8 protein-coding genes are annotated in these 11,850 nt (G+C 73.5%); 4 read left to right on the top strand and 4 right to left on the bottom strand.

Going from position 1 to position 11,850, the window contains the following annotated elements; translation table 11 throughout:
- Positions 1 to 91 precede the first annotated feature (91 nt).
- Both GEV43_RS08110 and GEV43_RS49710 read right to left on the bottom strand, forming a co-directional pair.
- Positions 92 to 1,657, bottom strand: coding sequence for a PQQ-binding-like beta-propeller repeat protein (locus tag GEV43_RS08110; protein WP_160820146.1), 1,566 nt, complete (start codon positions 1,655 to 1,657; stop codon positions 92 to 94).
- Between the two features lie 281 nt (positions 1,658 to 1,938).
- Positions 1,939 to 5,196: a LamG-like jellyroll fold domain-containing protein gene (locus GEV43_RS49710; RefSeq protein WP_160820147.1), complete on the bottom strand. Its 3,258-nt coding sequence runs from the start codon at positions 5,194 to 5,196 to the stop codon at positions 1,939 to 1,941.
- 172 nt (positions 5,197 to 5,368) lie between these two features.
- On the opposite strand from GEV43_RS49710, the gene GEV43_RS08120 reads away from it, so the two are divergent.
- Positions 5,369 to 5,956, top strand: coding sequence for a DUF4352 domain-containing protein (locus GEV43_RS08120; RefSeq protein ID WP_160820148.1), 588 nt, complete (start codon positions 5,369 to 5,371; stop codon positions 5,954 to 5,956).
- Positions 5,957 to 6,076: 120 nt separating this feature from the next.
- The gene (locus GEV43_RS08125) at positions 6,077 to 7,804 is read left to right on the top strand and encodes a right-handed parallel beta-helix repeat-containing protein (RefSeq protein WP_160820149.1); all 1,728 of its coding nucleotides are present in this window, start codon (positions 6,077 to 6,079) and stop codon (positions 7,802 to 7,804) included.
- 18 nt (positions 7,805 to 7,822) lie between these two features.
- On the opposite strand, the gene GEV43_RS08130 is transcribed toward GEV43_RS08125, so the two are convergent.
- On the bottom strand, positions 7,823 to 8,731 hold the full coding sequence (locus tag GEV43_RS08130; protein WP_160820150.1) for a sulfotransferase: 909 nt from the start codon (positions 8,729 to 8,731) through the stop codon (positions 7,823 to 7,825).
- 68 nt (positions 8,732 to 8,799) lie between these two features.
- Between GEV43_RS08130 and GEV43_RS08135 the strand changes: the two genes are divergently transcribed.
- Complete coding sequence (locus tag GEV43_RS08135; protein ID WP_160820151.1) at positions 8,800 to 10,110, top strand: O-antigen ligase; 1,311 nt, start codon at positions 8,800 to 8,802, stop codon at positions 10,108 to 10,110.
- Here GEV43_RS08135 and GEV43_RS08140 read toward each other — a convergent pair.
- Positions 10,057 to 11,157 carry a hypothetical protein gene (locus GEV43_RS08140; protein WP_160820152.1) on the bottom strand — a complete coding sequence of 367 codons (1,101 nt, stop codon included), beginning with the start codon at positions 11,155 to 11,157 and terminating at the stop codon, positions 10,057 to 10,059. The two genes, GEV43_RS08135 and GEV43_RS08140, sit on opposite strands and share 54 nt — an antisense overlap.
- A gap of 47 nt (positions 11,158 to 11,204) precedes the next feature.
- Between GEV43_RS08140 and GEV43_RS08145 the strand changes: the two genes are divergently transcribed.
- Positions 11,205 to 11,798 (top strand): dTDP-4-dehydrorhamnose 3,5-epimerase family protein, encoded by a 594-nt coding sequence (locus GEV43_RS08145; protein WP_160820153.1) that lies wholly within the window; start codon positions 11,205 to 11,207, stop codon positions 11,796 to 11,798.
- The last annotated feature ends 52 nt before the right edge of the window (positions 11,799 to 11,850 follow it).

The raw sequence follows: 11,850 nt of genomic DNA on the forward strand, positions 1-11,850 counted from the left end.
GGCGCGCGCGCCCCTGAACGGCTTGCGCCCCGTGAACGGCTCGCGCCCCGGTCGGTGACGACCGGGGCGCGGGCTCAGGGGTGCGGTGGGATCAGCCCGCCGAGTTGGAGGCGGGGCTGGTGACCGTGTTGCCGAGCGGGTCCTTCACGCGCACCTTGTAGGTGTGCTTGCCCTTCGGCGGGTTGGCGTCGCTGAAGCTCATGGTCGGCCGGTTCCAGAACGTGGACTTCTGCGTGAGGGTCCCGATCGGCTTGGTGCCGTTGTCGCGGAACACCTCGTAGGTGAGGCTGTTGTTGTCCATGTCCCAGGTGGACTTCCACGAGACGCTGATCTTCTTGCTCAGTATCGACTTGCTCGCCTTGGGCGTCCCGAGGTCGGCCTTGACCGGGCCGGACTTGTTGGGCGCCTTGGCCTTGACGCCGAACCGGACCAGGCCCTGCTGCGCCTTGCCGTTCACGCGGGGGAACTCGCCGCCCATCGCGATGTAGTCCGCGTTGCCGGTGACGGCCCAGGCCGCCTGGTACTGCTTGGTGAACGAGCCCATCGCGAGCGTCGGGAACCAGTGCAGCAGGCTCGGCACCGGCTGCTTGCTGTAGTTGCTGCCCGAGCCCGGACGCGCCTGGTCCTTGCCGGTGGCGGCGCGGGTCTCGGCGAGCGCGCGGTGCCACGTCTGCGGGGTCGTCTCGGGGAACGCGCCGAGCGAGCCGCAGTCGTGGGCGTGCGAGACGCTGTAGACCGAGTTGCCCTGCGCGAAGATGCCGTACGTCGCGCCGTAGCAGTTGTCGAGCCAGGTGAGCGCGCCGTCGGCGGCCTTGGCCGCGAACCGGCCGTCGAACCAGTGGTAGCCGTCGCCGTTCGCGGCGCCGAACACGGTGTCGCCGGAGACGGTCAGGTCGGTGACGTACGAGCCCTCGTCCTTGCTGCGGCGCGTCGGGATCGGGCGGCTGCTCCACTCGGTGAGCGAGCCGTCGGCGGCGCTGACCGCGCCGACGCCGACCTTCTGCGTGCCGTTCAGCTTCTGGAACTTGCCGCCGACGATGACGCGCGAGCCGCCGGGCGCGACGGCGAGGGCGTAGACCTCGTCGTCGTCGGCGGTCGGCTTCCAGGTGTCGACGTTGGAGCCGTCGGACGCCTTGACCGCCGCGAGCCGCTGGCGGGACTTGCCGTTGACGTTGAAGAAGTTGCCGCCGAAGTAGACGGTGCCGTTGGTCGCGGCGATGCCGCGCACCTTGTTGGACACCTTCGGCGCGAAGCCGTCCACCAGCTTGCCGGTTGCGGTGTCGAACGCGGCGAGGCGGCTGTGCGCCTTGCCGTCCACGGTGGTGAACTCGCCGCCGACGTAGACCCGCTTGCCGTCGGGCGAGGCGACGATCCGCAGGCCCTGGCCGTTCAGCGTGTGGTTGAACGAGGTGACCAGGTTCCCGGTGGTGAGGTCGAACGCCAGGATGTTGCCGCGCGCGACCTCCTTGGCGTTGCCCGGGGCGGTGCCCGGCGGGCGCGCCTTGGCGAAGTTGCCGGTGGCGTAGACGGTCTTGCCGACCGTGACCATGCTCCACACGACCCCGTCGACCTGCCAGGTCGGCAGCGGCTCGGCGCTGACGGTCGCGGGCGTCCCGGACGGCGGGGCGGTGTCCGCTCCCGCGGTGACCGCCGGCATGAAGGAAGCGCCGAGGAGGGTGGCGGTCGCCAGTACCCCGATCCGACGCTGACGCATTAGAGCTCTCACGAGTCGGTTACCCCTAGCCCATAAGCACCGTGTGACCCCTACGGCCACTCCGGTCTGGAGATGTTAATGCTTGTCCCGTTCTGCCCGTCACACAACTGCCGAAATTGTGACCATCCACGCAACATCGCGCCAGCTAAGGACATCTTTCGCACCACAGAAAAAGAAAACGCCCCGAGCCGTAAACCTCGGGGCGCCTTCAGGAGTCGTCCTGCCTATTGTGCGGGAACCCGGGCCTCCAGGTCGTCCACCGACACGACGACCGGCGCGTTGGTCGCGTTGCCGGCCAGGTAGGTGCGGACGCCGACCGACCCCGCGGCCTGGAGGCCCGCGGTCGCGTCGGTCCCGGTGGCCTGCCAGCCGGGCTCGTCCGCGCCGTCCGCCCACACCTTCGCGCGGAGCGCGGTCGGCGCGCCGCCGGTGACCTGGAGCCTCAGCCGCAGCGGCCGGCCGGGCTCGTACGTGAGGCCGGGCACGGTCTGCTCGGCGCCGATCGCCGTCTCGGCGTTGTGCGCGTCGGTGCGGCTGAGCTGGAGCGACACCGCGCCGGACGGACGCAGCCTGAGCCGCGCCCGGTACTCGCCCTGCCCCGCGACCCGGCGGCCGGCGGCCCAGAAGTAGACGCCGTTGCCGGTGCCCTCCTTGTCGGTCGCGACCCGCAGCGTCAGGTCGCTCGCCTTCGCCGACACGTCGTTGGCGTACGCGCCCGCCGAGTCCTTCGGCGCGGCCATCGCGATCCGACCCGCGCCGCCCTGGACCGACAATCCGTTCACCGCGCCGACGCCGGTCCAGCGCCCGCCGGTGTCGGCGGTCCCCCACCCGCCGGACGCCGCGGTGCGCTCGAACGCGTCGGACGCGAGCGCGCCCGACGTGGCCGAGACCGTGCGGACGGTCTCGGCGGTGGCGCCGTCGTCGTCGGTGACCGTCAGCCGCACCGTGCGTTCCCCGGCGGACGCGTAGGTGTGCGACGGCTTCGCCCCGGTGCCGGTCTGCCCGTCGCCGAAGTCCCACGCGTAGCTCGCGATCGTCCCGTCCGGGTCGGACGAGCCCGACGCGTCGAACGCGCAGGCGAGCCGCTCGCAGGAGGCGGTGAACGACGCGTTCGGCGGCTTGTTGGGCTCGGCCCCGCCGGTTCCGACGCCGTGGTGCCGCGAGACCTGCGCGGCGGTGAGGGCGCGCGGGTACACCGCGACCTCGTCGAGGGTGCCGTTCAGGTAGCCGCTGGACGGCTTGTCGGGCCATCCGGCGACGTTCCCGCCGCCGACGCGCCACACCCCGGCGTAGTCGGCGCCGCCGGTCGCCGACGCGTCGGCCGCCGCCTCCTTGCCGTCCACGTAGAGCTTCATGCCCGCCGTGCCGTCCACGGTGCCGACGACGTGGTGCCATTTGCCGTCGTTCAGGCCCGGCCCGCTGCGGACCGTCTTGACCGCGCCGGGGTAGACGCCGAACACGGCGCGGCCGTCGCCGGTCAGGTAGAGCTGCCGGTCGTGCTGGCGGCCGGTCCCGTCGGGCCGCTCCTCGTACCCGATCAGCTTTCCGCCGGAGGCGGAGGTGGTCTTCACCCACGTCTCCACGCTGAACGCGCCGGGGGTCGGCGCCGGGCCGCTCGCGGACGTCCCCTTCGCCGTGCCGTCGAACCTGACCGCCTTGTCGGGGTCGCCGGAGATCGCGCCGGCCTGGCCGCGCGCGACGCCGCCGCCGAGCGTCAGGTCGTTCGCGCCGGCGTGGTCGAGGGCCGGGCCGGAGCCCTCGCCGAGCCGCCAGTACGACGCCGCGCCGTCGGCGTCGACCTGCCCGGCGTACGGGCCGGCGGCGGCGCCGGGGGACGCCGCGTTCGACGCCGCGCTCGTCACCGCGTTGCCCTGCGCGTCCACCGCCCTGACCTTGTAGGTGTGCGATCCGGCGGGCGGCGCGTCGGCGAACGACGCGTCGGGCCGCTCCCAGAACGTCGAGGACGCCTCGACCTTGCCGACCGGGGTCGTCCCGTCGCGCAGGATCTCGTAGGCGAGGTCGTGGTCGTCCATGTCCCACGTGGTCTTCCAGGTCACGCGGACCTTGCCGCCCGGCGCGCTCTGCGCCGCGGGCGTGCCGAGGGCGGACGCCTCGGGGCCGGTCTTGCCGGGCGCCTTGCCCTTCACCGCGAACCGGACGAGGCCCGCCTGCGCCTTGCCGTTCACGCGCGGGAACTCGCCGCCCATCGCGACGTACTCGGAGTTGCCGGTCACCGCCCACGCCGCCTGGTACTGCTTGGTGAACGAGCCCAGCGCCAGCGTCGGGAACCAGTGCAGCAGGCTCGGCACCGGCTGCTTGCTGTAGTTGCTGTTGGCGCCGGGCGGGGCCGGGTCGGTCCCGGTCGGGTAGGCCGTCTCGGCGAGCGCGCGGTGCCACGTCTGCGGGCTGGTCTCGGGGAACGCGCCGAGCGACGCGCAGTCGTGGGCGTGCGAGACGCTGTAGATGGCGTCGCCCTGCGCGAAGATGCCGTACGTCGCGCCGTAGCAGTTGTCCAGCCACACCAGGTCGCCGGTCGCGGCCTTGGCGGCGAAGCGCCCGTCGTACCAGTACCAGCCCTCGCCGTCCGCCGCGCCGAACACCGTGTCGCCCGACACGTACAGGTCCGTCACGTACGACAGGTGCGTGGCGTCCTTCTTCGTCGGGACCGGGCGGCTGCTCCACGGCGCGGACGCCCCGGTCGCGGCGTCGACCGCGCCGACGCCGACCTTGGCCGCGCCGTTCAGCTTCTGGAAGCGGCCGCCGACGATCACGCGGCGGTCGCCGGGCGCGAGCGCGAGCGCCATCACCTCGTCGTCGTCGGCGGTCGGCTTCCAGGCGTCGATGTTGGAGCCGTCGGACGCCTTGACCGCCGCGAGCCGCGTGCGCGACTTGCCGTTGACGTTGAAGAAGTTGCCGCCGAGGTAGACCGTCGAGGCGGTCGCGGCGATCCCGCGGACCTTCGCCGACACCGCCGGCTTGAAGCCGGGGACGAGCGCGCCCGTCGCGGTGTCGAACGCGGCGACGTGCTTGCGCTCCTGCCCGTCCACCGCGGTGAACTCGCCGCCGACGTAGACCCGCTTGCCGTCGGGCGAGGCGACGATCCGCAGGCCCTGGCCGTTCAGGGTGTGCTTGAACGAGGTGACGAGGTCGCCGGTCGTGAGGCTGAACGCCAGGATGTTGGCACGGTCCACCTCGCGGGCGTCGCCCTCGGCCGCGCCGGGCGGCCGCGCCTTGGTGAAGTTGCCCGTCGCGTACACCGTGTCGCCCGCGGTCGCCATGCTCCAGACCACGCCGTTCACCTGCCAGGTCGGCAGCGGGTCCGCGGTCACCGTGGCGGGCGCTGCGGCGGGCGCCGCGGGCGCCGCGGACGTACGGGCGTCGGCGAGCGCCGTCCCGCCCGCCGGGCCGGGAACGCCGAGCGCCACCGCGGACAACGCGGCGGCGAGGATCGCGGACGGACGGCGGCGCATGCGTCTTCTCACCAGCTTGACACTCCCCTGACCTGCGACTTGCCTCCATGACCCCTTCAGTCACGCAAGTAAAGGCAGAGTAACCGAGCCCAGGACCTAGACTGTTGGCCAGCTTCGGGCACTCCGGCCCCGTGTCCCCCGCCCCGGACGCCCTGACCCACATCACGATCGAGGAGAGAGCCGCATGTCCCATCCGGGATCGCGTCCGCGCAAGTACCTCGTCGCGACGGGTGCGGCGCTGGCCGCGACGCTGGCGCTGACCGGCTGCTCGGGCGGGAAGGACAAGTCCGCCGACAAGCCGGGACCGCCGCCCCCGCCCCCGTCGGAGCAGCCCGAGGAGTCGCAGACCGCCGCGCCGGGCTCGGTCGCGCTGAAGTCCTCGACCGGGCTGAAGAAGCCGGTCACCTACGACGACAAGGTCACGGTCGCGGTCAGCAACATCCGCTACGTCCGCAACAAGGCCAAGGGCCCCGGCGAGGTCACCGGCAAGCAGCTCACCATCTTCACGCTGACCTTCACCAACGGGTCGTCGCGCCCGCTCGACCTCAACAAGGTGAAGGTGATCGCCAGGTACGGGCCGAAGCGCGCGCAGGCGAGCCCGACCTCCTACGCCGACCTCAACGACTTCTACGGAACGGTCGCGGCGGGCAAGAAGAAGGCCGCCTCGTACGCGTTCGACCTGCCCGCCACGGGCTACAAGTCGGTCGTGCTCGGCGTCAACTTCGACGCCAAGCACAAGACGGCGGTGTTCGCCGGAGCGCTCCGGCACTGAGCCGAGGGCGCCGCGACGGCCGGCCCGCCGCCGCGCGGGCCACCGGGTGGGGTGAGGGACATGGTGTCTGCGGGGCACGCATGGAAGCGGGGCGGTCCGGTGGGGGGAGCTGAACGCGGCATGGCACGCGGCTCGCGCCGGTCGCTGATCGTCCGGGTGCTCGCGCTCCCGGTCGCCGTCGCGGTCGGCGTCCTCGGCTGGACGCTCCCGCGCGGCGGGCACGACGCGCCGAAGGCGGCGCCCCCGGGCGGCCCGCCCGGCGCGGCGACGGTCGGCACCACCGCGTACGCGGTGCCGAAGGACGCGCTCTTCGTCGCGCCGTCCGGCGACGACGCGGCGGCGGGCACGCGGAAGGCGCCGCTGCGCACCCTCGGCAAGGCCGTCCAGGCGGCGGAGCCCGGCGGCACGGTCGTGCTGCGCGGCGGGACGTACCACGAGACGGTGACCGTGCCGTCCGGGAAGCGGCTGACGATCCAGTCGTACCCGCGCGAGGCCGCCTGGCTCGACGGGAGCTCCGCGGTCGGCCGTTGGACGGCGCGCGACGGCGCGTGGGAGAGCGACGGCTGGACGGCGCGCTTCGACTCCAGCCCCACCTACACGCAGGGCGCGCCCGAGAGCGGGGACCCCGACTTCCGGTTCGTCTCGCCGGAGCACCCGATGGCCGCGCATCCCGACCAGCTCTGGGTCGGCGGCGAGGCGCAGCGGCAGGTGGGGTCGCGCGGCGAGGTCAAGGGCGGCACGTTCTACGTGGACGAGGCGGGCGGCCGGATCGTCATGGGCTCCGACCCGCGCGGCCGCGAGGTGCGCGCGAGCACGCTCGGCGAGGCGATCACGATCCGGGGCGCCGGCACGGTCCTGCGCGGCGTCGGCGTGCGCCGCTACGCGACGTCCCTGCCGCAGATGGGCAGCGTGAAGGTCGCCGCGCCGGACGTGATCGTCGAGAACGTCGCGGTCACCGACTCGGCGACCACGGGGCTCAGCGTCCTCGCGCCGGGCGCGCGCGTGCAGAAGGTGACCGCGACGCGCAACGGCCTGCTCGGGATCCACGGCAACGAGGCCGACGGGCTGCGGCTCGTCGGCGTCCGCGCGGCCCGCAACAACCTGGAGCACTTCAAGTACTCCCCGGTCTCCGGCGGGGTCAAGGTCACGCGGACGCGGACGGTGACGATCGCCAACAGCGTCGCGGTGGACAACCTCGGCAAGGGCCTCTGGCTGGACGAGTCGGTCCGGAACGCCTCGATCGCGGGCACCCGCGTCGTCCGCAACGCCGACCACGGCATCGTGCTGGAGCTCAGCGCGGGCGCGGTCGTCGCCGGGAACGTGGTCCGCGACAACGGCGGCGACGGCATCAAGGTCAACAACACCTCCGACGTGCAGATCTGGAACAACACGTTCAGCGGGAACGGCCGCACCGTCCACCTCGTCCAGGACCGCCGCAGGCCGGGCGACCCCGGGACGCCCGGCCGCGACCCGCGGCAGCGGACGCCGGACCCGGCGCTGACCTGGCGGACCGGCAAGATCACGGTGAGCAGCAACACGCTCGCCGCGCCGCGTCCCGGCGCCGACTGCCTGCTGTGCGTCGAGGACCACTCGCGCGAGCGCAGCGGCGCGCAGATGGACCTGACCGTCGACGGCAACGCCTACGCCGCCGGAGGCGCCGCCCCGCGCTGGCTCGTCGTCTGGCCGAAGGGCAAGGGCGACCCGGCGACGTACGGCGACCTCGGAGGGTTCAGGTCGGCGACGGGCCAGGAGGCGTCCGGCGGAACGGCCCGCCCCCTCCCCGGCCGCGTCGCGAAGCTCCTCGACAAGCCCGCGGGCTCCCGCCACATGGGCGCCTGGCTGTCGTGAGGCGTCCGTCCCGTTCCCTCAGGGACGGGACCAGGGGAGGTCGCGGTCCAGCAGGTCCTCAAGGTCGGCGTTGAACGGGGCGTAGTGCTCGGCGAGCCGCCGCCGCGTCGCGGGCGCGAGGTCCTGGCTCGGCGCGGCGTTCCACACCTTGCGCGCCGACGGCGGCAGCGGCGCGGCGGGCAGGCCGAGGAACGCGGCGGCCTCGTCGCACGCGGCCTGCGGGTCGGCGTAGAAGTCCTCGGCGACCAGCACCCGGAACCGGTCGGCGGGGAAGTGCTCCATCCAGCGCCGCAGGTGCGGGGCGTACTCCCCCTGCGCCCGGTACGACTGCTGCTCGTGCGCGTAGCTGGCGTAGCCGGGCCGTGCGGTGATCCGTTCGTGCTCGCCGTCCAGCCGGTCGGCCTCGGCGGCGAGGGCGTCCTCGAACGTGGCGAGCGGCTCGGCGTCCTGGCGGCGGCGTTCCCGGTAGTGCGAGAACGCCCGCTCCACGGGATCGCGGAGGATCAGCAGGATCCTGGCGTGCGGAACGTCCCGTCCGGCGCGTTCCGCCGCGAGGGGGTGGAAGAGGTAGTACGGCGACCCCTCGCCCACCACGACGCGGCCTCCGGCCCGGCGGGATGCGATCCGGCGCGCGGCGGCCGTCGGGAAGTGCGACCGGTACCAGCCCATGCCGCGCGCGTAGTGGGTGTCGAAGTAGTGGACGCCCTTGGTGTGGGCCGCCTTCGGCAGCAGCCGCGCCGCCGGGAACAGCGGCATCACGCGCGGATGCGCCAGCAGCGTGTAGTAGAACGACGTGGATCCGCCGCGCTTCGCGCCGATCAGCAGGAAGTCGGGGCCCGGTCGCGCGGCGGCCGTCGTCATCCCGTACCGCCGGATCACCGTGCGGCCCGCGGAGACCACCGGGGCGGGGAGCGTCGCTCGATTCACCCGCGCCAGCGTAGGAGGCCGCGACCGCCCGTATCCTGGGTTTCGTTCTTCCCAGCCAGGAGCCGTCCATGACCGTCAAGGGCCTGTTCCCGCGCCGCAGGCCCCCTGCCCCCACGGCGGGGTGGTGGGCGTACGCGCTGCCGCTCGCCCTCATGCTGGCCAGTGACTACAAGCTGCGCAGCCGGGAGGTCGACCAGTCGGTCGGGGGCAGCGCCGACCTGACGGTGCTGCTGGAGATCGGGATCTACGGCGCGGCGGCGCTCTACCTCGCCTACCGGTTCGGGCTGCGGCTCCCGACGCGCCGCACGACGGGCCTGCTGTTCGCGGCCTGGGCCTGGGCCGGGTACGCGGCGCTGTCGTCGCTCTGGTCGCCGTACAAGTCGCTCGGCGTGGTCCGGGCCGGCGAGCTGCTGATCACGGTGCTGGTCGCGCACATGGTCGCGACCCGCGCCCGCCCGGAGGACCTCAGGAGGCTCGCGCACGCGTTCATCGCGATCGTGCTGGCCTCGGTCGCGATCGGGGCGGCGCACCCGTTCCCGCGCACCTCGCACACCGAGTCGCGGTTCAACTGGCTGTACGTGCACCCCGTCATCGCGGGCGTCTACCTCGGCATCGCCGTCCTGCTGACGGTCGGCTACCTGATCCGCTGGACGACGCCCCGCGACCGGCTCTGGCACCCGATCGTCTACGTCGGCGTCCTCGGCCTGCTGTCCGCCGCGCTGATCGCGACGCAGACGCGCGGCGCGGCGCTCGGCTGCGCCATCGGGCTGGTCGTCCTGCTCTCGACCGCGCGCGGCCCGCGGGGCCGGATCGACGTGCTGGTGCTGGGCGCCGCCGTGTCCGCGCTCGGCGCGCTCGCGTTCTCCGACAAGATCCTCGCGTTCGTCTCCCGGGGCGAGACGGCCGAGAAGCTCGCCTCGCTGAACTCCCGCACCGACCTGTGGGCGCTGGCGATGAAGGCGTACGCCGAGTCGCCCATCTTCGGGCGGGGCCTCGGCGCGTCCCGCGGCCTGTTCCTTGAGGACATCGGGCTCGGCGGCGGCCACAACGCGTTCATCAACGCCCTGGTCGACAACGGCGCGGTGGGCGCGGGGATCTTCGCGGCGCTGCTGCTCACCCTCGCGTTCGTGCTGCTCCTGCTGGCCCGCGACCGCGCGCTGCGGCAGGACGCGGGCATGCTCCTCGGCATCCTCGCGTTCTTCCTCGCCGACGGCATGACCACCGAGGGCCTCGCCACCCAGGCCAACGTGTCGGCGGTGTGGCTGTTCATCCTGGTCGCCTGGGCCGAGACGCTGCGCCGCAGGGGCCGCGAGCTCCAGGCGCTGTCAGCGGGTTCGGCGGCGGCCCCGCAGGTAGAACGCCACCCCCAGCACGCCTAGCAGCAGCAGCCCGGCCAGCGCGCCCGTGCCGAGGAGCCCGCCGGGCGGCCCCGACTTCGACGGGAACGACACCGGCTCCCCGGCGTCGCCCACTGGCTTGGTGGCCGCCGGCGCCGGGCTCCCCGCCCCGGCGGGCAGCGCGACGGCGCGGAACACCGGCCGCGCCCCGCGATCGGCCACGAGCGCGCGCCTGCCGTCGGGGGCGACGCCGAGCGCGTCGCCGGACGCCCGCGCCAGCTTGACCACCTGCGTGACCTTGTCGCGGATGCCGGCGAGCACGCGCAGGTCGGCGGGCGTACGGAACACCACCCGCCCGTCTGGGGCGAACCCGCCGCCCCGCACCCCGAACCTGAGCGTCCGCAGCCGGGTCAGCTCGTTCACCTGCGGGCCGAGCACGCCCGGCAGCGCGAACACGGCCGCCGCCGTCGCGGCCCGCGTCACGATGTAGACGCGGCCCTCGCGCGGGTCGGCGAGCAGCGTCCCGCCGTCGTGCCCGCCGTCGGGATACCTGACCTTGAACGGCTTGGCCGCGAGCGTCCCGTTCCGCAGCGCGGCGGGCTCGGCGACCCGGTACAGCGACAGGCTCCCCAGACGGCCCTCCGTGAGGTCGCCGAGGAACAGGTTCGCGGCCCCGGAGCCGTTCTTGACGATCGTCAGCGCGTTCCAGCGGTGGCCCGCGGGCACCCCGGCCAGCGTGTACGCGGCGCGCACCCCGCCGTCGCGCCCGAGCGCGAACAGCCGCGGCCGGCCCGTCCCGGAGCCGAGCGCCCACCACACGTCCGGATGCGCCGTCGCGGCCGCCACGCCGCCCACCCCGGCCACCCGGGGGTCGCTCACCCGGAACGCCGCCGACGGCGACGGCGAGACCGTGGGGGCAGGAGCCTCCGCGTTGGCCACGTTCGTCATGTTCATCACGTTCGTCACGTTCGGTACTGCCACCGCCATGCCCGCGGCGGACAGGGCGGCGACGAACGAGAACGTCGCGCCCGCCCGTCCCGCGGCCCGGAGAAGGGTCCGGCGGCGGGCCTCCCGGCTCACTGCTCTCATGATGTGACGTCCATCTCTGCGGGGAACAGTGTGGCATTCTTGCGCATGTGGACCCACTCAGCATCAAAGGTGCTTTTTCGTTCTCTCCGCGCATCCACGGTGACGGACGCGGCTCGTTCCATGAGTGGTTCCGGAGCGACGAACTGCGCAAGCAGACCGGCCACGACCTGAACCTCGCGCAGGCGAACTGCTCGATCTCGTCGCGCGGCGCGCTGCGCGGGGTGCACTTCGCCGACGTGCCGCCGAGCCAGGCGAAGTACATCACCTGCCTGCGGGGCGCGGTCCTCGACGTCGTCGTGGACCTGCGGGTCGGCTCCCCCACGTACGCCCAGTGGGAGGCGGTACGGCTCGACGACGCGAGCCGCCGGTGCCTCTACGTGGGCGAAGGGCTCGGGCACGCGTTCATGGCGCTCACCGACGACGCGACGGTGATCTACCTGTGCTCCGAGCCGTACAGCCCGGACCGCGAGCACGGCGTCCACCCGCTGGACCCGGACCTGGCCATCGCGTGGCCTGAAGAGGTCACGCCGATCCTGTCGGACAAGGACGCCGCCGCCCCCTCGCTCGCCGAGGCGCGCGCCTCCGGCCTCCTGCCCGACTACCAGGAGTGCCTGGACTACTACGCCAAGCTCGCCCTGTAGGCCCGTTCCACCGAGAGTGGGCCCGTTCCACCGGGAACGGCGCCGGCCACGC

This window comes from Actinomadura sp. J1-007 (assembly GCF_009793335.1).
GTDB classification, from domain to species: domain Bacteria; phylum Actinomycetota; class Actinomycetes; order Streptosporangiales; family Streptosporangiaceae; genus Spirillospora; species Spirillospora yumaensis.

Coding starts and splice junctions, on each gene's coding strand:
- GEV43_RS08140 (WP_160820152.1), bottom strand. CDS start 11,157: ATGAGAGCAGTGAGCCGGGAGGCCCGCCGCCGGACCCTTCTCCGGGCC.
- GEV43_RS08135 (WP_160820151.1), top strand. CDS start 8,800: ATGACCGTCAAGGGCCTGTTCCCGCGCCGCAGGCCCCCTGCCCCCACG.
- GEV43_RS08125 (WP_160820149.1), top strand. CDS start 6,077: ATGGCACGCGGCTCGCGCCGGTCGCTGATCGTCCGGGTGCTCGCGCTC.
- GEV43_RS08110 (WP_160820146.1), bottom strand. CDS start 1,657: ATGCCGGCGGTCACCGCGGGAGCGGACACCGCCCCGCCGTCCGGGACG.
- GEV43_RS08120 (WP_160820148.1), top strand. CDS start 5,369: ATGTCCCATCCGGGATCGCGTCCGCGCAAGTACCTCGTCGCGACGGGT.